This is a genomic window from Methylobacterium sp. FW306-05-D (genome assembly GCF_058782155.1).
Genome location: NZ_JBYSXL010000074.1, coordinates 1 through 22,075 on the forward strand (window position 1 = coordinate 1; position 22,075 = coordinate 22,075).

Below are 22,075 nucleotides of genomic sequence, written 5' to 3' on the forward strand. Positions count from 1 at the left end.
TCCTTGACCGAGCCCTTCACGGCAGCGGCGGAGGCGGGCGGCTTCGTCGCGGTCATGGCAGGACTCCGGGAGACGGGGCGGGCCGGACCCTGATGTCGGTGGCGAGAATCACGGAGCGGCTCCTGAACCTCTCCGATCATCGGCGAGGCCCCTGCGTAACCGGGGCTCGGGACCGATGTTCCAGGGCCGGAACGGCCTGGACTGGTATATCTGGATCACTGACGTGAATGTGATTGCCTAAGGCCGGACCGCCGCAGCCGACGGATCGGCCTCTCGGTCGAAACCCCGGTCCCGTTCCGCGGCCGAGCGCGCCCCGGTGACAGCGCGGGCGCCGACTCCAGCGAAATCCAGTCGAGGCCCTTGATCGGCCGAGCTTTTCTCGACATGGCTCGCACCATCAAAACAAAAACACTCTATAGCGGCTGCCGAGCCGGGAGGGGTCCGGCCGCACGGATGCGAAACCTGCGTCACGGCTCGGCCTTGCCTTCCTTCGGCGATGCCGGCCCGCGGCGAGCTCATGCGAAGGGATACCGACCGGATGGATGAACCTGGACGCCGGGAGACGCGCGACGGGCCGCAGCCCCTGCGGGTCGTCGTGGTGACGCCGCTCGGCCGCGGCGGTCGCGGCGGGATCGACCGGCTGATGGACGAGTTGCGGGTCTCGCTGCGCCTGCCCCGGTTCGCCGACACGGACGTGACCTTCCTGACGAGCCGGGGCCAGGGTTCGCAGGCCGCGGCGCCGCTGTTCATCCTCCGCCTGCTCGCAGACCTCGTCCGGCGCAAGCTGACGTCCCGGGTCGATGTCGTCCACATCAACCTGTCCCAGACCGGAAGCACCTACCGCAAGCTCGTCGTCAGCGCGGCCTGCCGGCTCCTCGGCCTCCCCTACGTCCTCCACCTGCACGGATCGCGCTACCGCCAGTTCTGGGACGGGGCTCCGGCACCGGTCAGCCGGGCCGTCGCCCGGATGTTCGCCGGCAGCGCGCGAATCCTGGTCCTCGGCAGCGTCTGGCGGGACTATGTCGGCGCGAAGGTGCCGGCGGCGCGCGAGCGCATCCTCGTCCTGCCGAACGCGACGCGCGACCCCGGCCGGCGTGAGCGCGTGGAGGGACGGCCGCTGCACATCCTGTTCGCCGGGCGCCTGGGCGAGCGGAAGGGCATCGTCGAGCTCGTCGCCGCCCTCGGGCTCCTGAAGGACCGCCCGTGGCGGGCCACCCTGGCGGGCGACGGCGACGTCGAGAAGACGCGCCAGGCGGTGGCGGCGCTCGGCCTCGCGGAGCGGGTCTCCATCCCGGGCTGGATCTCGGGCGAAGCCTTCGAGGCGCTCCTGGGCGAGGCCGACATCCTCACGCTGCCCTCCTACGACGAGAACCTGCCGCTCTCGGTGATCGAGGCCTTCGCCCGCGAGACCCCGGTGGTCTGCACCCCGGTGGGCGCGGTTCCGGACATCGTGGAGGACGGGAAGACGGGGCTCCTGGTGCAGCCGGGCGACGTCCCGGGCCTCGCCGACGCCCTGGGCCGCCTCCTCGACGCGCCGGAGCTGCGCCGGTCCCTGGCGACCCGGGCCCGCGCCCTCTACGAGGAGCGCCTCGAATTCGTCGACTATACCGGCCGGCTGATCACCGCCTGGCGGTCGGCGGCCGCGCACGGCCGGCGCTGACGGCACGCCGCGCCCCTCGGCGCGGACCCGCGCCCGACCGTCCGACCCATCGCTCCGCCGCCGACCCGGTTCGGCGGCTCCCCGTACGGGCCTCCCCCGCCGGAGGCCGCCCCAGGAGGGACCCCGAGCCATGTCGCTCAAATGGTACATCGGCCGCCTCGCCGCGATGAGCCCGGCCGAGATCGGCCACCGCGTCGGCGAGGTCGCCAAGAAGTCGCTGTCGCGCCGGCGCGCCTACGGCTGGGCGGCGTTCCCGGCGTCGGCCGGGCCCCTCCCGGTGATTCCGGGATTGCGGGACGCCTTCCTGGCGAACGTCACCCCGGAGCTGGCGGAGGCGGTGCGCGTGGCGGGCGACGCGCTCCTCGCCGGGCGCTTCGCCGCGCTCGGGGTCGCCTGGCCGGAGCGGGCGGCCTCGCGGCTCTTCCCGGCGGAGGTCTGGCACCTCGATCCGGTGACGAGCGGCACCTGGCCCGGGGCGGAGCGCTTCTGCTTCGACATCCCCTATCGGCACGAACGCACCCTGGGCGACATCAAGTACGTCTGGGAGTTCAACCGCCTGCAGCACCTCCAGCCCCTGGCCGCCCGGGTGGCGCTGGAGGGCGACCGCGCCGCCCTCGCGGCGATCGAGGCGGCCATCGCGAGCTGGTACGAGGCCAACCCGCCGTTCCGGGGCCTCGGCTGGAACTCGGGGATCGAGCTGGCCCTGCGGTCCGTCTCCCTGCTGGTCGTCGCCAGCCTCTGCGGCGACACCCTGTCGGCCGCGAGCGTCGGGCGCATCCGGGTGATGCTGGCCGCCCATCTCCACTGGCTCCGGCGCTATCCCTCGCGGTTCAGCTCGGCCAACAACCACCTCGTCGCCGAGGCCATGGCGGAATTCCTCATCGCCCTGGCGCTGCCCGACCTCGCCGAATCGCGCAAGGCCGAGAGCGACGCCCGCGCGATCCTGGAGCGGGAGGCGGCCAGCCAGATCCTGGACGACGGCGTTCCCGCCGAGCAGTCCCCGACCTACGGCGCCTTCACCGCCGAGATGCTGATGCTCGCCAGCGCCGCGGCGCGGGCGGCGGGGCGTCCGCTCGCCGCCATCGTCGGGACCCGGCTCGCCGCCTTCGCCCGCTTCGTCGGCACCCTCGCGACGCCCGGCGGCGCGGTGCCGGCCATCGGCGACGACGACGAGGGGCGCGTGCTGACCCTGACCGTTCCGCCGGAGGCCGCCTACCCCGCCTCGGTCTGCGCCGCCATCGCGGGGCATCTCGGGCAGCCGCCCTTCGGCCCCGTCTCCGCCGAACCGGAATTGCGGGACGCGGTCTTCGCGGCGCCGCGGGCCGGCGCGCTCCGGCCCCTGGGCCTCGAGACCTTTCCCACGGGCGGCCTGACCGTGGTGCGCGAGGCACGCCGCGGCCGCGACCTGACGCTGGTGCTCGATCACGGCCCGCTCGGATACCTGACGATCGCCGCCCATGGCCACGCGGACGCCAACGCCATCATGCTGACCCTCGATGGCGAACCGGTCCTCGTGGATCCCGGGACCTACCTCTACCATTCCGGCGGACCGTGGCGGGACTGGTTCCGCGGGACGGCTGCGCACAACACGCTGATGCTGTCGGGCCTCGACCAGAGCACCATATCGGGGCCGTTCAACTGGTCCCACAAAGCCAAGGCCCGGGTGGAGCATGTGCAATCCGGGGATAAGTGGTCGGTGACGGCGAGCCATGACGGCTATCGCCGCCGCCTCGGGACGGACCATGTCCGCACCGTGGAGGCGACGCGCACGGGCCTGAGGATCATCGACCGGCTCGATCCGGTTCCGCCGAAGCCGCTCACCGGGGATCTCGTGTTCCAGTTCGCGCCGGGAATCACCCTGCAGGAGACGGACGGCGCATGGCAGGCGAGTCGGAACGGAGCGCCGCTCCTCGTCCTGGCCTTCGACAGCCCGGGCACGGTCACGGCATCCACAGGCGAATCCGAGCTGTCCGGAGGCTGGGTCTCGCCGGCTTTCGGGCTCAAGGTCCCGGCCACGCGCCTGGTCTGGAGCGGCAGCATCGGTCCGGCCGGCCTGGCGACGGAGCTCACGATCCCGCCACGGGCCTGAGGCTGCTCGTCGAGCGGCGCCCGCGATCAATCGGGGCGCCGCTCGACGATCGCTCCCACGCACCGTGTGACGGCATCGTTGAAACGATCGTTCACCATAAGTCTTTTCGGCTCTTTAAGAGCAAAAGCCTATGACGATTGTCTTAGACGCTCGGTTCGGGGCATTCGGCGGTCCGCACGATGCCCTTCCGGCTCCGATCGTGCAGGCCTAATCCCAGGAATACAGTTGCCGGTAGGGTTTGGCTCGCAGCAAAGGCGCCGTCGCGACCTGGTTCAGGACTGCGACATCGTCGGGATACAAGGGGACCTCGACATGCGGAGCGCAGCGCAGGAGAAGCACGATGCCGTCCTTGCACGGCGGCACGGGGACGGCGAGCGGACGCGCGATCGGCCGCGGCGCATAACCACCCGCGTAGCTCGGCCCCAGGTCCGAGGCGTGCGCGCCGACGATCGGATCCCCGATCGAACAGGCGGCGAGGGTTGCGAAAAGCAGATAGATCCTGTTCATGCAAGCTTCCTAAGCCCAGGATACGACGAACACAAATCAAAAAATCGCACGATCGACAGATTCATTGTACCCGTAAGTTGCAACTAACCTGTTGCGGCAATGTAACGGTTGGCCACAAATGAAACCGTAGAACAGAAACGCATAATCCTCGCCTAGCTCCCCCAAGCCCAGATGTATAAATCGCGGTGGGGCTCTTCTGATAATAAGCCACATTTTGAAAATTGAGATGCGGCACTCCATGTTGCATTCAGGAGACTCGTGAATGAGGTCCGTAGTTCTAACTCTCCTGATCGGCCTCGGAGTCGGAGCCTGCCAGCCTGTCGCGAAGGACGGACCCACCAGAAGCAACTTCCTCGACAACGCCGATGTGCTCGTGGAGGAGACCGCCCCCACCGTCAGCTACGCGCTGGTGGACCTGAGCGCCCAGGCGATCCAGGCGTCGAACCGGTTCACCCTCGCCAAGAACCCCGCCTTCGGCCGGGATTTCCTCGAACGCGGATCGTCGCGGACCGGCCTGATCGGCTACGGCGACATCCTGGCCATCACGATCTTCGAGGCGGCCTCGGGCGGCCTGTTCATTCCGAGCGAGGCCGGCTCCCGCGCCGGCAACTTCGTCCAGGTGCCGAACCAGCAGGTCGATGCGGCCGGCAACATCGTGGTGCCCTATGCCGGCACCATCCGAGTCGGCGGCCGCACCGCCCAGGACGTCTCCGCCGAGATCGTCCAGAAGCTGCGCAACCGAGCCATCGAGCCGCAGGTGGTCGTCACCATCGCGGAACGCCGCGGCAACGACATCAGCGTGATCGGCGAAGTGAACCTGCCGGCCCGCATCCCGCTCGATCCGGGCGGCCTCAAGGTGCTCGGCGCGATCGCGCGCGCCGGCGGGCCGCGCAACCCGGCCTACGAGACCATCGTGACGATCCAGCGCGGGCGCACCACCGGCCAGTCCTCGCTCAGCACGATCGTCCGCGACCCGTCCCAGAACGTGGCGGTCCGGCCCGGCGACGTCGTCTACGTCTCCCGCGAGCAGAAAATCTTCATGGTGCTCGGTTCGACGCCCTCGCCCGGCGCAATCGGAGGCACCAACAACCGGCGCTTCACCTTCGACAACGACAACGTGACCCTCGCGGAGGCGATCTCGAAGAGCGGCGGCCTCGACGGACTCCGGGCCGATGCCGGGGCGATCTTCCTGCTCCGCTACGAGTCGCGCGATGCCCTCCAGGCGATGGGGGTCGACACCTCCAGCTACCAGGGCGACCTGATTCCCACGATCCACCGGGCGAACTGGACCAAGGCCGCCGGCCTCTTCCTGACCAACGACCTGTATATCCGGAACAAGGACATCATCTACGTGGCCGAGCACCCGGCCTCGGACTTCGCCAAGCTGAGCGCCATCTTCCGGAGCGTCTCGGTGCCGGCCTCCGATGCGGCCCTGGTCGCCCGCTGATCCGACCGGGTGATCCGCTCCCGCCGGGCGGCGCCCGGCGGTGACTACCGATTGATATCGTCGGCACGACGCGGCTCGGTTATTGCTGAGACGCGTCGTGTGCGTGTTGCACAGGCGGCCCAGGGTGGGCGACCGTGACGTCCGATCGGATGGTCTCGGCCCGACCCCGGACCGCCGATATCATTCTGGAGATCGACAGGCATGTTGAGCCGCTGGCTGGCTCGCCGCGCAGACCCGGCCTCGAAGAACCGCCGGGGCACGTCCGGTGCGACGGCGCGACGGCCGCCGGCCGTGCCGCCCGGTATTCGCATCTACGCGCTCGGCGACATCCACGGCCGCCAAGATCTCCTCGACCGGATGCTTCTGAAGATCGAGGCCCATGCCCAGGCCGATCCGTGCCCGCGCAACGTGATCGTCCTGGTGGGCGACTATATCGACCGCGGACCGCACTCGGCGCAGGTCCTCGACCGGCTCGTCTCACTCAGTATGCACCAAGACCTCGTGACGCTTCGCGGCAATCACGAAGCGATGATGGTCGACGCTCTCTCGCATCCGTCGCGCCTCGCGAGCTGGATCAGCAACGGGGGGCGCGAAACATTGCTGTCCTACGGGCTCGATTCTTCCGGCCAACTCGGCAGTCCAGCATCCGCCGCGCGATTTTTCGATCAAATCTTCTTGAACGTACCGGCCAGCCACATTGGGTTCCTGACGAATCTCGACTGGACGTTTCTCTGCGGCGACTACCTGTTCGTCCATGCCGGCATCCATCCGGAGCGGTCCCTTCATACCCAGGTCCCCCGGGACCTTCTCTGGATTCGCGAACCATTCCTCTCATGGCCGGAAGACTTCGGTGCCGTCATCGTCCACGGCCATAGCCCCGTTCCCAGACCTGAGCAGTACCCGAACCGGATCAACATCGACACCGGCGCTTACGTGACGGGTCGTTTGACCTGCCTGGTCCTGAGAGACACCGTCCAGGACTTCCTGCAGACCTGAATCCGGATTTCTGTGCTGTTTTCGACCGCTGGTTGCTCCCTCGCCCGCTCCGTCGACCCCTGATGGGATCGGACGCCGACGGCGCAAGCAGGGAGCAATGGGCAAAAGGCATCTGCTGCTTTAGAAGTCGGACCTGTGAACAGCCGCGCGAGAGATGGCGCAGCTCGGAGACGAGCAAGCCGTGTAACCGATAGCTGTTCTGATGCGTTAGCGGGTCGAAAAGAGATCATCCCTTACAATCTGGCGCAGAGCGATCGAAATCATCCGCCGCCAGTAGTGTAGATCGCGGGCATCGAGCAGCGCATTATGTTGGACCACCCTCCAAATAAACGGAACACGGCATCCGGGAGTTCTGTCGCAGATCGAGCCCAACCAGGCAAAATCGTATTCTTTCTGCCTACACTGACCCTCGGTGGTGCGGAGCGCCATACCGTTCAATTGCGAAATCTCATGCGAGCCCGCGGGTTCTCCACCGCACTGATCGTCCACGGCCGGGCCTGGTCGCGGGAGATGGCCGAGGCCAAGGGCGCGGAGGATCCGATCCGTTTCAACCTGCGCGGCATGTCGGAGCCGATGGGCTGGCTCCGGCTCTGGTCCACCCTCAGGACGCTCAAACCGGACGTCATCGTCGGCGTGAACCAGACGCCGCTGATCGTCGCCGTCGTCCTGCGGCTCCTCGGGGCGACGCGCGCGCGCATCATCAGCGTCTTCCACACGACCTATCTCCTCGAGAAGGAGACGCGGCGGTTCTTCCTCTACAAGTGGACCCTGCGCCTGGCCGACGCCATCGTCTTCGTGAGCGCGACCCAGAAGCGGGTCTGGCAGGAGCAGGGATTGAGAGCCCGGCGGATGGAAGTCATCCCGAACGGGGTGGACCTGGCGGGCTTCCGCCCGGACCCCGTGGCGCGCGAGCGCGTCCGCGCGGAACTCGGGTTCCGGGAGGACGCGCTGGTTCTCGCGCTCGTCGCGGCCTTCCGCCCCGAGAAGAACCACGAACAGCTCCTGCACGCGGCCCGCAGCTTGCTGGACCGGGGCGTGCCGGTGCGGGTCCTGTTCGTCGGAGACGGCCCGACGCGGCCCGCGATCGAGACGCTGGCGACGACGCTGGGGGTTCGTTCGCGCGTGACCTTCGCGGGCTCGCAATCCGACGTGAGGCCCTGGATCGCGGCGTCCGATCTCGGCGTCCTGTGCTCCCATGCCGAGACGTTTCCGCTGAGTGCGCTGGAATTCATCGCGATGGGCGTTCCGATGATCATGCCGGCCATCGGCGGCACGTCCGAGATCGTCCAGGACCGGATCAACGGACTCCTGTTCGAGCCCGGCTCCAACGAGAGCCTGACGCAGGCGATCCTGTCCCTGGCGGATCCGAAGGAGCGCGCCCGCTACGCGGAGGCGGCGGGGCAATCGGCGCTGCAGTTCTCCGTCGAGACTATGGCGGATACCTATCGCTATTTGTTAGAGGGGCTCATGGACCGCACCGACTCGCTTCTGCCCGCCGAGGTCTCCCGAGCCCTATGAGGATGGAGCGCAGCCCCGAAGCGAAGCGTCCGTCCTTCCTGCTGTCCATCGATACCGAAGGCGACGACGTCTGGGCGAAGCCGCGCCCGGTCCTGACCCGCAATGCGAAGACGCTCCCGCGCTTCCAGCAGCTCTGCGAGCGCCACGGCCTGCGTCCGACCTACCTGACCAACTGGGAGATGGCGAACTGCCCGGTGTTCCAGGAACTCGGGCGCGACGTTCTCCGGCGCAACGCCGCCGAGATCGGCATGCACCTGCACGGGTGGGATTCGCCGCCCATCGTGCCGCTGTCCTCCGACGACGCCGAGCACCAGCCCTACCTCTTCGAATACCCGGCGGCGGTGCGCCGGCAGAAGATCGAGACGATGACCCGGTGTCTGGAGGATACGTTCCAGATTCCGATCCTCAGTCATCGCGCGGGCCGGTTCGGCTTCGACGCCGTCTCCGCGCAGGCGCTGGAGGCCCTCGGTTATCTGGTCGACTGCTCGGTGACCCCCAATGTCTCGTGGACCAGCCATCCCGGGTCCCCGACGGGCCGGGGCGGAGCCGATTTCTCGGCGTTTCCCGAGCACGCCTACCGGATCGACCTCGAGCGGATCGACAGGCCGGGCACGTCGCGGCTGCTCGAAATTCCGATGACCATCATCCGGCAGCGCCGGCCGCTGCCGGCGCGGCTGGCTCGGAAGCTGCTTGGGAAGTCCGTGGACCGGGTGTTCTGGCTGCGCCCGAACGGCCGGAACGTGAAGGACATGCTGGAAGTTCTCGATATCGCGGAGGCCGAGGGACGCGACTACGTCCAGTTCACGCTTCACTCCTCGGAGTTCATGCCCAACGGCAGCCCAACCTTCCGGACCGCGGACAGCATCGAGAAGCTGTACGAGGACATGCAGATCCTGTTCACCGCCGCACAAACACGTTTCGTAGGCCGAACCCTGTGTGAGCATCGAGCCGTGTTCCACTGATCTTACATGGTGCCATGGAGCATGCAGCCGATATGACGGGACTACGATCGTATGCCGAGCAAGGCCCCATCGTCTTCTTTCTTCCGGGCCTCGATGTCGGCGGTGCCGAGCGCCATACGATCGATCTGAGGGCGCGCCTGCGCCGGCGTGGCTGGGACACGCAGGTCCTGGTCTACGGCCCGCGCCGCTCCGAGGCGATCCTCCGCATGGAGGGGGCCGAGGACGTCCTCCAGCTCAACATCACCGGCATGTCCCGCATCCGCGGCTGGGTGACCGCCTGGAAGACCCTGCGGCGCATGCGGCCCGGCCTCGTGATCGCGGTCAACCAGGCCCCCCTGATCGTCGCCGTCGTCCTGCGGCTGCTCGGCGCCTCCCGGGCGCCCATCATGGGCATCTTCCACACCACCGTGCTGAGGAAGTCCGAGGAGCGGACCTTCTTCCTGTTCCGGGCGGCGATCCGCCTCGCGGACGTCCTGGTCTATGTCAGCGCGAACCAGCGGGCCTACTGGACGAAGCGGAATCTCCAGTGCCGGAAGACCGCCGTGATCATCAACGGCGTCGACCACGCGCGCTTCGCCGAGAACGAGGCCGCGGGTCCCGAGACGCGCAGGCGGTTCGGCCTCGCCGCGACGGACTACGTCATCGGCAACGTCGCGGCGCTGCGCCCCGAGAAGAACCATTGCCAGCTCGTCGAGGCGGTCTCCGTCCTGCGCCGGAACGGCATCCCCGCCCGCGCCCTGCTCGTCGGTGACGGCCCGGCCCGCGCGGAGATCCTCGCCAAGGCTCGCGAAGCCGGGATCGAGGAGCACGTCATCCTGGCCGGCGAGCAGGCCGACGTCCGTCCGCTCATCGCCGCCTGCGACGTCGGCGTGCTGTGCAGCAACGCCGTCGAGACGCTCTCCCTCTCGGCCCTGGAGTTCCTGTCCAGCGGCGTCCCCATGATCATGTCGGAGATCGGCGGCGCCTCGGAACTGGTCCGGGACGGCGTCAACGGCTACCTCTTCGCCGCCGGCGACACCGACATGCTGGTGAACCGCCTGGTCGCCGCCGCCGACGCCACCACCCGGGCCGGGCTCGCGGCGCGGGCCCGGCCCTCGGTGAGCGGCCTCTCGGTGGAGGGCATGGTCGACCAGTACGCGCAGCTCCTCGGCGAATCGCTCCGGTCGCCGCAGGCCCCCATCCGGACCCTGGCCCTGGACGACCGGTGAGGGCTTGGCCGACCCCCGGGCCGCCGGGGCGCGGAACGGGTCGCAGCCGCCGGAGACCGGCCCTCAGGGCGCGGCCGCGCCCTCGCCGGCCCTGTGCCGGTAGGCATCCACATCGGCAATATTTCGCTTGGCCACGGCCGGAATGCCCGCGATGAGCGCGTTGGCGGGCATGTCCTCGATCACGACCGCATTGGCCGCCACCACCGAGCCGGCGCCGATGGTGATGGGCCCGATGATCTTGGCGCCCGCATGCACGATGACGTTCCGTTCCAGATGGGGCGCCCCCGGCAGCGGGGTCCGGCCGCCGAGCACGACGTGGACGCCGATCTCGCAGCCATCCTCGATCACCGAGGCGCCGTTGATCACGACGCCGATGCCGCTGTGATGGAACATCACGCCCTTCCCGATCGACGCCCGCCCCGGGATGGAGGCGGCGAACCCGACCCGGACGATGCCGTCGATGATGCGGGACAGCGGGCGCAGGCCGCCGAGATGGAAGCGCCGGGAAAGCCGCTGGAGGGCAGCCACAGCCTGCATGCGAGCACTCCGCCTGACGGGATCGTTGCGGCGTCGTTATACGGCCGGTTCCAGATCAGGGAAATGGTTTTTCCGAACGGAATAATATCGCCAGTGGATGTCGACCTTTCACCAATATACAGACGAATGCAGAGTCAGGCGCGACAGATCGAGCGACCAGCGTGAAGCCTAAACTTACTTTTTTCGTTCCGGGTCTCGATATGGGCGGAGCGGAGCGACACACGCTCGACCTTCGCGCACGTCTGATGGAGCGCGGCTATCCCACCTCGGTCGTCGTGTTCGGCCGCGGCCGCTCTGCGCAGACCCTCGCCCTGCCGGGCGCCCAGGGCGCCCGGATGCTGGGCTGCCGCGGCCTGGCCGATATCGGCTCCTGGCTCCGGATCGGGAAAGCCCTGCGGCAGGAGAACGCCGACGTCCTCTTCGTCATCAACCAGACCCCCACCATCGTGACCCTGCCGTTCCGCTGGAGCCTGCGCGGCAAGGTGGTCGGCATCTTCCACACGACGGTGCCGCGCCCCGGCGAGGGCCCCCGCACGGCGCTGTTCCGGATCGCGGCCCGGTTCCTCGACCGCCTCGTCTACGTCAGCGTCAACCAGCGGGCCTACTGGCGCGCGCGCGGGCTCACCGGGACCCGCGACGAGGCGATCGTCAACGGGATCGATCTCGACCACTTCGCACCCCGTCCGGGGGATCGCGAGGCGACCCGGGCCGCCTGGGGCGTCCGGCCCGACGATTTCGTCATGGGCCTGGTGGCGACGATGCGGCCGGAGAAGAACCACGCGCAGCTCGTCGACGCCCTCGTCGCACTCCGGCAGCGGGGCATCCCCGCCAAGGTCGTCTTCGTCGGCAACGGCCCCGACCGGGAGCGCCTGACCCAGGTCGTCGAGACCGCCGGGATGACGCCCCACGTCGTGTTCACGGGCGAGCAGGGCGACGTCCGGCCGAGCATCGCGGGCTTCGACGTCGGCGTCCTGTGCAGCACGTCGATCGAGACCCTCTCCCTCTCCGCCCTCGAAATCCTCGCCGGCGGGGTGCCGCTGGTGATCTCCGAGATCGGAGGCGCGTCCGAGATCGTGCAGGACGGGGTCAACGGCTACCTCTTCGAGGTCGGACGGACCGATCAGCTGATCGATCGGCTCGCCCGCGTCGCGCAGCCGGAGCAGCGCGCGCTCCTGGCCGGGGCGACCCGCCGGACCGCGGCGGCCTTCAGCGTGGACCGCATGCTCGCCTCCTACATCGCCCTCGTGGACGACCTCGTCGCGCCCGGGCGCTGAGGGACGCCGCCCCGGCCTGTCTCCTCCCGCGACGGTCCAATCCCGCCGCAATGCCGCGGGCGCCTGACACCGGCGCGCGTCGCAGCGCAGACGATCCCATCCGTCCGCGGCCTGCGCGGCGTCTTCGATCCGCGCCCACGCCCTGCGCGCTTGGCCCGCGCTCTTGGCCCGCGCCCATGTCCCGCGCTCTCGCCCCCCGTTCCTGGCCCGAATGCCCGCGCGCGCGTCATTCCCTGCCTGCATTCCGAGCATTCGAAGCCTCCCTGCGCAAGTGCAGTGCAACATCGCAGCCCGACTTGACGGATCTCAGCGGCGCATATTCTATGCGTATAGTTTGGATAGTTTATCCGACGCGAGAGCGGGGAGCGGTGCCATGCGTGATCGTCGTGCGTTTCTGAAGACCTCGCTCACGGCGGCGGCCCTGGGGGCCTCCGGCCTCCCGCTCCCCGGGTTCCTGCGGGGCGCCCGCGCGGCCGACGGCCCCCTCGTCATCGGCGCGCCGTTGCCGATCTCCGGCGCCTTCGCGGCCAACGGCAAGTACGCCTCCCTCGGCGCCGCCTTCGCCGCCCAGGAGGCCGGCAAGATCCTCGGCCGCGCCGTCACGGTCGCGGACATCGACACCGAGGGCAAGCCGGCGCCGGCCGCCCGCAAGGTGCAGGAGGCGATGGCCCAGGGCACACGCCTCTTCGCGGGCGGCATCCTCTCCTCCGAGGCCCTGGTGATGGGCAAGGAGGTCACGAAGGGCGACGGCGTCTTCATCACCACGGCGGGCGCCGACGAGATCACCGGCTCCGACTGCAACCGGGGCACCTTCCGCTGGACCGTGCCGACCTTCGGGGCCATCGCGCAGACCGTGCGCCCGCTGATCGCGCAGATGCCCCAGGCCAAGCGCTGGTACACGATCACCCCGCAATACGTGTTCGGCGAGGGCCTGCTGAGCGCCGCCAAGGCGGTGTTTCAGGAGAAGGGCGTCGAGCATGTCGGCAACAGCTACCACTCGCTGGCCGAGAAGGAGTTCAGCGGCTACCTGACCAACGCCATCGCGGCCAAGCCCGACGTGCTCCTGCTCCTGAATTTCGGTTCGCAATCCTCGGACGCCCTGCGCCAGGCGGTGAGCTTCGGCCTCAAGAAGCGCATGACCATCGTGCTCGCCTGGGCCTCGGGCCTGGAGCAGTTCGAGGCCCTGGGCGCCGACCTCTGCGAGGGCGTCTATTTCGGCGCGCAATACTGGCACGGCATCGACTCGCCCCTGAACAAGGCCCTGGTGGCCAAGGTCCGCGAGACCGCCAAGATGACGCCGAACTACTCCTTCGCCGGCTCGTACCAGATCACCAAGCTGCTCCTCGACGCGGCCGCCAAGGCCGGCGCCGCCGACGGCCCCGCCGTGATCAAGGCCCTCGAGGGCCTGCGCTATTCGGGCCTCACCGGCGAGGAGGAGATCCGCGCCGCCGACCACCAGGTCATCAAGGATTACTACCTGCTCAAGGGCAAGGCGAAGTCCGCCATGAAGGACAAGGACGATTTCGCCGAGGTCATCCAGTCCGGCAAGTCGTTCCTCTCGCCCGAGGCCGCCGGCTGCAAGATGGCGTGAGGGTGAACCGGAGCCGAGGTTCCTCACCAGACCGGTTGTCGCTCAAGCGTTGCGTCATTCCGGGGCGCCGCAGGCGAGCCCCGAATCCAGAGCCGCTGACGGAGCCAAGCAAGACGCCACCTGTGTTCCGGGATTCCGGGCTCCGCTTCGCGGCCCCGGAATGACGCGGCGGCGCGCTGGTCGGCGCAACCCTCGCACCAATGCCTGACACGGACCTGGAGACCCTGTGACCTACCTGTTCCAGATCCTGAACGGTCTCGGCCTCGGGATGCTCTACTTCCTCCTGGCGGTGGGACTGAGCATCATCTTCGGGCTGCTGCAGTTCGTGAATTTCGCCCACGGGGCGTTCTACCTCCTCGGCGCCTACCTCGCCTACGAGGGCGTCGAGCGGGGCCTGAGCTTCTGGGTGGCGATGCCGCTGGCCGCCCTCGTCGTCGCGGGGCTGGCGGCCCTGACCGAGATGCTGCTCCTGCGCCGGGTCTACAAGCTGCCCCATACCTTCCACATCCTCGTCACGGTCGGCCTCGCCCTGGTGGTGCAGGAACTCGTCATCATCGTCTGGGGGCCCATCGGCGGGAACGTCGCCCCGCCGGAGGAACTCGGCGGCGTGATGATCCTGGGCGACTTCATCTATCCGGAATACCGGCTCTTCGTGATCGGCTTCACGGCGATCCTGGCGGCCGGCCTGTGGTGGCTCCTCGACCGGACGCGGCTCGGCGCCATCGTCCGCGCGGGCTCCGAATCCCCGTCGAACATGGCGCTGCTGGGCTACGACACCTTACGCATCAACACCGCGGTGTTCGCCCTCGGCGCCGGGCTCGCGGGGCTGGCCGGGGCACTCGCCGCCCCCATCCGCGGCGTCGAGCCCTTCATGGGCGTCGAGGCGCTGGGCATCGCCTTCGTGGTGGTGGTGATCGGCGGGATGGGCAGCTACGCCGGGGCGCTCGCGGCCGGCCTCCTCGTCGGCATCGCCCAGAGCCTGATGGCCACCCTATGGCCCGAGGGGGCACGCCTCGTCATCTATCTCGGCATGGCCGGCATCATCATGGCGATGCCGCGCGGCCTGTTCGGCCGGGCCTGAGGAGGAGTTCGCGATGATCCCCGTCCTCGACCGGCCCCTGGTGCAGTTCGGCCTCGCGGTGGCCGCCGTGCTGGTCCTGCCCCTCGTCATGCGCTCCGGCACCCTGGCCAGCGAGATCCTGATCTTCGGGCTGGCCGTCGCCGCCTGCAACCTGCTGCTCGGCTATACCGGCCTCCTCTCCTTCGGCCAGGGCATCTTCTTCGGCCTGGGCAGCTACGTCGCCGGGCTCGGCCTCGTCCGGGCCGGCCTGCCCGCCCCCGTCGTGCTGCTGCTGGCGTTGGGCGGAGGCGCCCTGGTGGCGGCCGTGGTGGGCTGGGTCTCGATCCGGCGCCAGGGCGTCTACTTCGTGATGCTGACGCTCGCCTTCTCGCAGATGTTCTACTTCCTGGCCTACACCTTCAGCGGCCTCACCGGCGGCGACAACGGCCTCCTCGACATCCCGCGCCCGCGCCTCGCCGGCACGGTCCTCAGCGATCCCTGGAGCTACTACGCCTTCGTGGCCGTGCTCTTCCTCGGGCTCTTCGCCGCCCTGCAGCGGGTCGCGCTCTCCACCTTCGGGCGCACCCTGCTCGCCATCCGCGACAACGAGGGCCGGGCCGGGGCGATCGGCTACCCGGTGCGCGCCTTCAAGGTCGCGGCCTTCGCGATCTCCGGCGCGGTCACGGCCTTCGCGGGCGCGCTCCACGCCATGCTGATCGGCGTCGCACCGCTCTCGAACATCGACTACCACACCAGCGAGACCCTGCTGATCATGACGATCATCGGCGGAACCGCGAATCTGTTCGCCTCGCTCCTCGGAGCCGGCGCCTACCTGCTCGCCGCCGACGCCCTCTCGGCGATCTGGCCGCGCTGGCTCCTCCTCCTCGGCCTCCTCCTCATCGTGATCACGCTGGTCCTGCAGCGCGGGCTCTGGGGCCTGATCGAGCGCGCCGTCGCCCTGATGACGCGGGCCCCGCCGCCCGACGACCCGGCGCCGGACCGGCCCGTGGTGACCGACCTCGCGGTCGCTCCCGCGGCGGAGGGTCTCCCGATGGCGGAGACCGGCCGCGCACCGGAGGTCGCCCGATGACCGCGCCGATCCTCTCCACGGACGCCTTGAGCGTGCGCTACGGCAGCTTCGTCGCCCTGCAGGACGTGACCCTGCGCATCGCCGAAAACAGCGTCCACTCGATCATCGGCCCGAACGGCGCCGGCAAGACCACGCTGTTCCACGCCCTGACCGGCCGGATCGCGCCCTCGGCCGGGCGCATCACCCTGGGCGGCCGGGACATCACCCGCACATCGGACCACGAGCGCGTGCGCCTCGGCCTCGCCCGCTCGTTCCAGGTCACCAGCCTCTTCCCGACGCTGAGTGTCCGCGAGAACCTGCGGCTGGCCGCGCAAGGCCGGACGCCCTGGCAGGCGCTGGCCCCCTGGCGCCGGGCCGAGGCCAACCGGCCGGCGCTCGCCATGGCGGAGGCGATGCTGGAGCGCCTCGACCTCACCCGCGTGGCCCTGCGCGCCGCCGGCGAGCTCTCGCACGGCCAGCAGCGGCGCCTCGAGGTCGGGATGGCGATGGCGGCGGCACCGAAGGTCATCCTCCTCGACGAGCCGACCTCCGGCATGGGCATCGACGACATCGCGGCGATGACGGCGCTGATCCGCGACCTCGGGCGCGACCACACCGTCCTGTTCATCGAGCACAACATGGGCATCGTCATGAACATCTCCGACACCGTGACGGTGATGCGCGCCGGCCGCGTGCTGGTGGAGGGTCCGCCGGCAAGAGTCCGCGACGACCCGGAGGTGCGCCGGGCCTATCTCGGCAACATGATCACCGGGGACCTGGTCTCGTGAGCGGCCCGGTCGCCCTCGCCCTGGACGCGGTCCAGGGCTTCTACGGCAAGAGCCACATCCTCCAGGGCGTCAGCCTGGAGGTGCGTGCGGGCGAGATCGTCTGCCTCCTCGGGCGCAACGGCGCCGGCAAGACCTCGACGCTGAAAGCGATCAGCGGACTCCTGCCCCCGCGGGGCGGCCGGGTGCGCTTCCACGGCACCGACGTGGCCGGCTGGCCCGCCCATCGCATCGCCCGGGCCGGCCTCACCCTCGTGCCGGAGGATCGCGGCATCTTCAGCCTGCTCAGCGTGGAGGAGAACCTGGCCATCGCCGCGCGCAAGGGCTCGCCCTGGGGCCTGCGGGAGATCTACGCCATGTTCCCGCGTCTCGAAGAGCGCCGCCGCAACGGGGGCGCCCAGCTCTCGGGGGGCGAGCAGCAGATGCTGTCGATCGCCCGCGCCCTCCTCTCGGGGCCGAAGCTCCTCATGCTCGACGAGCCGGTGGAGGGCCTCGCCCCCGTCATCGTCGAGGAGATCGTGGCGCAGATCCGGGCCATCCGCGACGCCGGGGTCCCGATCCTGCTGGTGGAGCAGAACCTCGCGGTCTGCACGAGCCTCGCCGACCGCCACTACATCCTCGAACTCGGCCGCGTCGCCTACGCGGCCGGCAATGCCGACTTCGTCGCCGACGCGGCGGCGCGCGACCGCTTCCTCGGCGTGAAGGCGGCGTGAGCAGCGAAGGAACCTTAGGACAGCCATGTCGAACCTCACCATCAACGCCGAGCGCCTCTGGGACACCCTGACGGAGACCGCCGCCATCGGCGCCACCCCCGACGGCGGCATCGCCCGCCTGACGCTCAGCGACGAGGACCGCCGGGTGCGCGACTGGCTGCGGGCCCAGGTCGCGGCGCTGGGCTGCTCCCTCACGGTGGATGCGGTGGGCAACATGTTCGCCCTGCGCCCCGGCCGGAACCCGGACCTGAAGCCGATCGCGCTCGGCAGCCACCTCGACACTCAGCCCACGGGAGGCCGGTTCGACGGGGTGCTGGGCGTGCTGGCCGCCCTCGAGGTGCTGCGCACCCTCGACGGGGCCGGCTTCGTCACCGAGGCGCCGCTGCTGCTCGTGAACTGGACCAACGAGGAGGGCGCGCGCTTCGCCCCCGCCATGCTGGGCTCGGGCGTCTATGCGGGCATCTATGACGGCGCCTGGGCCGAGGCGCGCCAGGACAGCGCCGGCACGCGCTTCGGCGCGGCCCTCGACGCCATCGGCTATCGCGGCGCGGCCCCCGCCGGCTCGGTGCCGTTCGGGGCGATGTTCGAACTGCACATCGAGCAGGGCCCGATCCTGGAGGCTGAAGGCGCCACCATCGGCGTGGTCCAGGGCGTGCAGGGCATGCGCTGGTACGAGGTCACCCTGGAGGGCCAGTCCGCCCATACGGGCTCGACCCCGATGCCGATGCGGCGCAACGCGCTCCTCGGCGCCGCGCGCCTGGTCGAGGCGGTGGATGCCGCCGCCCGGGCGCATGCCCCCGACGCGGTCGCCACGGTGGGCCACCTCACCGTGACGCCGAACTCCAACAACGTGATTCCGGGCCACGTCTTCCTCACCGTGGACCTGCGCCACCCGCAGGACGCGGTGCTCGACGCCATGGAAGCGGCCCTGGAGGCGGCCGTGACGCGCGTCGCGGCCGAGCTCGGCCTCGAGACCCGGCTGAAGACCATCGCCCGCACCGCCCCGGTCGCCTTCGACCCCGACTGCATCGCCTCCGTCCGACGGGCGGCCGAGAAGGGCGGCCACGCCACCCGCGACATGGTCTCGGGGGCCGGCCACGACGCCGCCCACGTCGCCGCCCTGGTGCCCACCACCATGGTGTTCGTGCCGAGCGCCGGGGGCCTCAGCCACAACCCGGCCGAATCCACCGCGCCCGCCGAATGCGCCGCCGGCGCGCAGGTCCTGCTCGACGCGGTGCTCGACTACGATGCCCGCCACGCCCCCGCAGCCTGATCCCCGACCCCCAGCAAGGCGCGCCCCCATGCGTATCGTCACCGCCCGGGTGAACCACGAGACCAACACCTTCTCGCCCCTGGCGACGCCGCTGGCCGCCTTCAGTCCGCTCTGGGGCGCGGAGGCGCTGGCGGCGGGGCGCGGCAGCACCACGGCGCTCGGCGCCTTCATCCGCTTCGCGGAAGGCCGGGGCGCCGCCGTCGCGGTGCCGGTCTCGGCCCATGCCAACCCGAGCGGCCCGGTGGCGGACGCGGCCTTCGAGGCGCTCGCCACGGCGATTCTCGAGGCGATCCGCCCCGGCTGCGACGCCATCCTCCTCGACCTGCACGGGGCGATGGTGACGCAGAGCCACGACGACGGCGAGGGCGAACTCCTCGCCCGCATCCGCGCCCTGGCGCCCGGCGTGCCGCTCGGCGTCGCCCTCGACCTGCACGGCAACATCACTGCCCGCATGGTGGCGAACTGCGACGCGCTGGCGGGCTTCAAGACCTATCCGCACGTGGACATGGCCGAGACCGGCGCCCTGGTCGCCGGCATCGTCGGGCGCATGCTCGACGAGGGCCTGAGCCCGTGCCGGGCCTGGGTCCACCCGCCGATGCTCGCCCACACCCTGCGCATGGACACCCGCGTGCCCGGCCCGATGCAGGCGGCGGTGGCGGCCGCCCGGGCGGCGGAGGCCCGCCCCGGCGTCCTCGCCGCCACGATCTTCGGCGGCTTCTCCCTGGCGGACCTGGCCGAGGCCGGCGTCTCGGTCACGGTCACGGCGGAAACGCAAGCGGCCGCCGACGCGGCGGCCCGCGATCTCGCCGCGGGGCTCTGGGAGGCGCGTCCGGACTTCGTCTACGACGAGGCGCCGCTGGCCGGGTCCATGGCGGCGGCCAGGGCGGCGCTGGCCGGCCCGGGCGAGGGCCCGGTGCTCCTCCTCGACCACGGCGACAACTGCATGTCGGGGGGCACCTGCGACGTGATGGACGTCCTCGCCGCCGCCCTGGCGGCCGGGATGGAGGGCATCCTCGCCGGCCCGATCTGCGACCCCGAGGCCGTCGCGGCCCTGCAGGCGGCGGGCGTCGGCGCCCGGGTCGAGCTCGGCCTCGGCAACCGCGTGCCCCTGCCGGGCTTCGAGCGCCAGGCCCCCCTCCCCCTGACCGGGACGGTGGCGGCGCTCGGCGACGGCACCTACGTCATCACCGGCCCGACCTATACCGGCCAGCGCTGCCACATGGGCCGTGCGGCGGTGCTCGACACCGGGGCGGCCCGCATCCTCGTCACGGAAGAGCCGCACGAGCCCTGGGACCTCGGCGTGTTCACGGGCTCGGGCCTCGACCCGGCCGCGGCCCGGGTGCTGATCCTGAAGTCGCGGATGTATTGCCGGCCGGTCTTCGAGCCCATCGCCCGGGCGGTGGTGGAATGCGCGAGCCGGGGCGTCACCAGCTCCGATTACGGGCTGTTCCCGTTCGCCAAGCTCGCCCGCCCGATCGTCCCCCTCGATCCCGACGTGGCCTGGACGCCCCCGACGGACCAGGTCTCCCGATGACCACCACGCCCGAGGCGGCGGAGCCGCCCGCGCCGATGCGGCGGATCAAGCTGTCGGACCAGATCGCGGAGGATCTCTGCAACCGGATCGCCCGCGAGCGCCTGGCCCCCGGCGACCGCCTGCCCAACGAGCGCGCCCTGATGCAGCATTACGGCTGCGCCAAGGGCACGATCCGCGAGGCCCTGAAGGCCCTGGAGGTCCAGGGGCTGGTGACGATGCAGTCCGGCCCCAATGGCGGCCCGGAGATCCGCCCGATCTCGGTGGACGCCGCCGCGCAGCAGCTGCGCCGCTTCCTGCACTTCCAGGAACTCGACTTCGCCCAGGTCTACGCCCTGCGCCGCAGCCTGGAGGTCACGCTGGGCGTCAGCGTCGTCGGTCGCCTCGGCGAGGCGGAATTCCGCCGCCTGGAGGAGAACATGGCCGCCTGCGAGGCCGCCAATGCGGGCGACCAGCGCGGCCTCGGCCGGGTCGTCGAGGTCGATTTCCACGACATCCTGTGCGACGCCAGCGACAACCCGCTGCTGGCCTTCATGTGCCGGTTCCTCAACAGCCTGCTGCGCGACCTCGTGGAGTTCCGCAGCGACAGCCTCACCGAGCACGAGGCCTTCGGCGCCCACAACCTCGCCAGCCACCGCGCCCTCGTGGCCGCCTACCGCGCCGAGGACGCCGAGGCCGTCCGCCGTGAGATGCACGACCACATGTGCTGCGCCGAGCACTTCATGCAGCGCCTGGACGCCAAGTTCCGCAAGGATCTGCTCAGCCGGCGCGGGGCGAACGGCGCCGGCGTCTGAGGGGACGCGGCCCAGGCCTGTACCAGGGGCGGGCGCTTCTTGAGCGCGCCTCATCTTGGCCGTTGCTCGTCGCGACACCGACGACGCTGATTGTTCCCGGTGCGACAAAATGCCTTGTGCGGCGATGCGGTGGTATTCGGGTCCGCGCCGCGCGCCGGACTTCGCCCCTCGACTTGCGGCGCCCGATCCGATGCGATCGCCAATGGCTCAGCTAAGACCGATCGACCGCTCTGAGGCGTCCGAATATCTCGGCCCCGATCGAGACGCCTCTCGATCCAGGCTTCTAGCGACGTTTTCTCGATGTACCGCAGTGTAAAAAGATAATTCCTAAGTCCAAACCTGTAGATCAGCATATATTCTCTTCTAAAGTCTCATATATATTTGATGAAAATCGGCTTGATTGCATAGTTTTTAAACATATGCTGACGAAGTTCGTTTAAAACATGCGTTTCGCAGCAGCCTATCTTTCCCATCGAGATGCGCCGCAAATTCGCAATTTTGTGCAGAGAGCGAGCTTGATCGCACGAGAGCACCCAGAGAACAGGCATTATTGTGACGATTTACTACGTCGACAACTCCTCCACGTCTGCCTCGAATCGAAATGCCGGAACATCGGCGGCGGCGCCCCTGAGCAGCCTGGAGGCGGTCAACACGCTCAAGCTCCAGGCCGGTGACACCGTCGCCTTCAAGGCCGGCACCGCCTACACCACCTCGGCCGCCGACACGGGCGCACTCACCATCAGCGCATCGGGCACCGAGAAGGCCCCCATCACCTTCACCACCTACGGCTCCGGCCCGGCCGCCAAGATCGGCAACAGCGCCACCGGCTACGCGGACGGCATCCTGGTCGGCAACGCCAAGTATGTCGTCATCGACGGGCTGAACATCACCGGCGCCGGACAGGCCGGGATCAACGTCAGCAAGTCCGCCAGCCACATCACGATCCGGAACGTCGAGGCCAGCAAGGTCGGCGAAGGCGTGATCCTCAGCGGCACCGACAACCTCGTCACGCGCAGCTACTTCCACGACCTGAAGATGATCAAGAACACGGCCAACGTCTA

Annotated in this window: 19 protein-coding genes; 17 read left to right on the top strand and 2 right to left on the bottom strand. The window is 69.7% G+C overall.

Annotated features, from left to right (window positions below):
• Positions 1–538: 538 nt before the first annotated feature.
• A complete protein-coding gene (locus AC3WLN_RS19590; RefSeq protein ID WP_492484060.1) occupies positions 539–1,660 on the top strand; it encodes a glycosyltransferase family 4 protein in 1,122 nt (373 codons plus the stop codon).
• A 130-nt stretch (positions 1,661–1,790) separates the two neighbouring features.
• Positions 1,791–3,749, top strand: coding sequence for a heparinase II/III family protein (locus tag AC3WLN_RS19595; RefSeq protein ID WP_492484062.1), 1,959 nt, complete (start codon positions 1,791–1,793; stop codon positions 3,747–3,749).
• A gap of 207 nt (positions 3,750–3,956) precedes the next feature.
• On the opposite strand, the gene AC3WLN_RS19600 is transcribed toward AC3WLN_RS19595, so the two are convergent.
• On the bottom strand, positions 3,957–4,256 hold the full coding sequence (locus AC3WLN_RS19600; protein ID WP_492484064.1) for a hypothetical protein: 300 nt from the start codon (positions 4,254–4,256) through the stop codon (positions 3,957–3,959).
• 262 nt (positions 4,257–4,518) lie between these two features.
• On the opposite strand from AC3WLN_RS19600, the gene AC3WLN_RS19605 reads away from it, so the two are divergent.
• The 5 genes from AC3WLN_RS19605 (at position 4,519) to AC3WLN_RS19625 (ending at position 10,387) form a co-directional block, all read left to right on the top strand.
• Positions 4,519–5,703, top strand: coding sequence for a polysaccharide biosynthesis/export family protein (locus AC3WLN_RS19605; RefSeq protein WP_492484066.1), 1,185 nt, complete (start codon positions 4,519–4,521; stop codon positions 5,701–5,703).
• Between the two features lie 201 nt (positions 5,704–5,904).
• Positions 5,905–6,699, top strand: a complete 795-nt coding sequence (locus AC3WLN_RS19610) for a metallophosphoesterase family protein (protein ID WP_492484068.1) — start codon at positions 5,905–5,907, stop codon at positions 6,697–6,699.
• A 306-nt stretch (positions 6,700–7,005) separates the two neighbouring features.
• Positions 7,006–8,217 carry a glycosyltransferase gene (locus tag AC3WLN_RS19615; RefSeq protein ID WP_492484070.1) on the top strand — a complete coding sequence of 404 codons (1,212 nt, stop codon included), beginning with the start codon at positions 7,006–7,008 and terminating at the stop codon, positions 8,215–8,217.
• 2 nt (positions 8,218–8,219) lie between these two features.
• The gene (locus tag AC3WLN_RS19620) at positions 8,220–9,179 is read left to right on the top strand and encodes a polysaccharide deacetylase family protein (RefSeq protein ID WP_492484072.1); all 960 of its coding nucleotides are present in this window, start codon (positions 8,220–8,222) and stop codon (positions 9,177–9,179) included.
• A gap of 32 nt (positions 9,180–9,211) precedes the next feature.
• Positions 9,212–10,387 carry a glycosyltransferase gene (locus AC3WLN_RS19625; RefSeq protein ID WP_492484074.1) on the top strand — a complete coding sequence of 392 codons (1,176 nt, stop codon included), beginning with the start codon at positions 9,212–9,214 and terminating at the stop codon, positions 10,385–10,387.
• 63 nt (positions 10,388–10,450) lie between these two features.
• On the opposite strand, the gene AC3WLN_RS19630 is transcribed toward AC3WLN_RS19625, so the two are convergent.
• The gene (locus AC3WLN_RS19630) at positions 10,451–10,924 is read right to left on the bottom strand and encodes a serine O-acetyltransferase (protein ID WP_492484076.1); all 474 of its coding nucleotides are present in this window, start codon (positions 10,922–10,924) and stop codon (positions 10,451–10,453) included.
• Positions 10,925–11,124: 200 nt separating this feature from the next.
• Between AC3WLN_RS19630 and AC3WLN_RS19635 the strand changes: the two genes are divergently transcribed.
• The 10 genes from AC3WLN_RS19635 to AC3WLN_RS19680 all read left to right on the top strand — a co-directional run.
• Positions 11,125–12,198 carry a glycosyltransferase family 4 protein gene (locus AC3WLN_RS19635; RefSeq protein ID WP_492484078.1) on the top strand — a complete coding sequence of 358 codons (1,074 nt, stop codon included), beginning with the start codon at positions 11,125–11,127 and terminating at the stop codon, positions 12,196–12,198.
• Positions 12,199–12,571: 373 nt separating this feature from the next.
• A complete protein-coding gene (locus tag AC3WLN_RS19640) occupies positions 12,572–13,789 on the top strand; it encodes an ABC transporter substrate-binding protein (protein WP_492484080.1) in 1,218 nt (405 codons plus the stop codon).
• 226 nt (positions 13,790–14,015) lie between these two features.
• Positions 14,016–14,870, top strand: a complete 855-nt coding sequence (locus AC3WLN_RS19645; protein WP_463773165.1) for a branched-chain amino acid ABC transporter permease — start codon at positions 14,016–14,018, stop codon at positions 14,868–14,870.
• Between the two features lie 13 nt (positions 14,871–14,883).
• Positions 14,884–15,939, top strand: a complete 1,056-nt coding sequence (locus tag AC3WLN_RS19650) for a branched-chain amino acid ABC transporter permease (protein WP_492484082.1) — start codon at positions 14,884–14,886, stop codon at positions 15,937–15,939.
• Complete coding sequence (locus tag AC3WLN_RS19655; protein ID WP_492484084.1) at positions 15,936–16,706, top strand: ABC transporter ATP-binding protein; 771 nt, start codon at positions 15,936–15,938, stop codon at positions 16,704–16,706. The genes AC3WLN_RS19650 and AC3WLN_RS19655 overlap by 4 nt, the downstream gene beginning before the upstream one ends.
• Positions 16,703–17,416: an ABC transporter ATP-binding protein gene (locus AC3WLN_RS19660; protein WP_492484086.1), complete on the top strand. Its 714-nt coding sequence runs from the start codon at positions 16,703–16,705 to the stop codon at positions 17,414–17,416. Before AC3WLN_RS19655 ends, AC3WLN_RS19660 begins: the two co-directional genes overlap by 4 nt.
• A gap of 25 nt (positions 17,417–17,441) precedes the next feature.
• Complete coding sequence (locus AC3WLN_RS19665) at positions 17,442–18,689, top strand: Zn-dependent hydrolase (protein ID WP_492484088.1); 1,248 nt, start codon at positions 17,442–17,444, stop codon at positions 18,687–18,689.
• 28 nt (positions 18,690–18,717) lie between these two features.
• Entirely contained in the window at positions 18,718–20,223 is a 1,506-nt protein-coding gene (locus AC3WLN_RS19670) for a M81 family metallopeptidase (protein WP_492484090.1), read from the top strand.
• Positions 20,220–21,014, top strand: coding sequence for a FadR/GntR family transcriptional regulator (locus AC3WLN_RS19675; RefSeq protein ID WP_463773149.1), 795 nt, complete (start codon positions 20,220–20,222; stop codon positions 21,012–21,014). Before AC3WLN_RS19670 ends, AC3WLN_RS19675 begins: the two co-directional genes overlap by 4 nt.
• Positions 21,015–21,566: 552 nt before the next feature.
• On the top strand, positions 21,567–22,075 hold a 509-nt coding region (locus AC3WLN_RS19680; RefSeq protein ID WP_492484092.1), incomplete at its 3' end, for a right-handed parallel beta-helix repeat-containing protein.

What these genes read in the sequence shown, in the direction of transcription:
- AC3WLN_RS19640 (WP_492484080.1), top strand. Translation starts at nt 12,572, where the DNA reads ATGCGTGATCGTCGTGCGTTTCTGAAGACCTCGCTCACGGCGGCGGCC.
- AC3WLN_RS19590 (WP_492484060.1), top strand. Translation starts at nt 539, where the DNA reads ATGGATGAACCTGGACGCCGGGAGACGCGCGACGGGCCGCAGCCCCTG.
- AC3WLN_RS19665 (WP_492484088.1), top strand. Translation starts at nt 17,442, where the DNA reads ATGTCGAACCTCACCATCAACGCCGAGCGCCTCTGGGACACCCTGACG.
- AC3WLN_RS19650 (WP_492484082.1), top strand. Translation starts at nt 14,884, where the DNA reads ATGATCCCCGTCCTCGACCGGCCCCTGGTGCAGTTCGGCCTCGCGGTG.
- AC3WLN_RS19625 (WP_492484074.1), top strand. Translation starts at nt 9,212, where the DNA reads ATGACGGGACTACGATCGTATGCCGAGCAAGGCCCCATCGTCTTCTTT.
- AC3WLN_RS19675 (WP_463773149.1), top strand. Translation starts at nt 20,220, where the DNA reads ATGACCACCACGCCCGAGGCGGCGGAGCCGCCCGCGCCGATGCGGCGG.
- AC3WLN_RS19610 (WP_492484068.1), top strand. Translation starts at nt 5,905, where the DNA reads ATGTTGAGCCGCTGGCTGGCTCGCCGCGCAGACCCGGCCTCGAAGAAC.
- AC3WLN_RS19620 (WP_492484072.1), top strand. Translation starts at nt 8,220, where the DNA reads ATGGAGCGCAGCCCCGAAGCGAAGCGTCCGTCCTTCCTGCTGTCCATC.
- AC3WLN_RS19655 (WP_492484084.1), top strand. Translation starts at nt 15,936, where the DNA reads ATGACCGCGCCGATCCTCTCCACGGACGCCTTGAGCGTGCGCTACGGC.
- AC3WLN_RS19600 (WP_492484064.1), bottom strand. Translation starts at nt 4,256, where the DNA reads ATGAACAGGATCTATCTGCTTTTCGCAACCCTCGCCGCCTGTTCGATC.
- AC3WLN_RS19670 (WP_492484090.1), top strand. Translation starts at nt 18,718, where the DNA reads ATGCGTATCGTCACCGCCCGGGTGAACCACGAGACCAACACCTTCTCG.
- AC3WLN_RS19635 (WP_492484078.1), top strand. Translation starts at nt 11,125, where the DNA reads ATGGGCGGAGCGGAGCGACACACGCTCGACCTTCGCGCACGTCTGATG.
- AC3WLN_RS19605 (WP_492484066.1), top strand. Translation starts at nt 4,519, where the DNA reads ATGAGGTCCGTAGTTCTAACTCTCCTGATCGGCCTCGGAGTCGGAGCC.
- AC3WLN_RS19615 (WP_492484070.1), top strand. Translation starts at nt 7,006, where the DNA reads ATGTTGGACCACCCTCCAAATAAACGGAACACGGCATCCGGGAGTTCT.
- AC3WLN_RS19595 (WP_492484062.1), top strand. Translation starts at nt 1,791, where the DNA reads ATGTCGCTCAAATGGTACATCGGCCGCCTCGCCGCGATGAGCCCGGCC.
- AC3WLN_RS19630 (WP_492484076.1), bottom strand. Translation starts at nt 10,924, where the DNA reads ATGCAGGCTGTGGCTGCCCTCCAGCGGCTTTCCCGGCGCTTCCATCTC.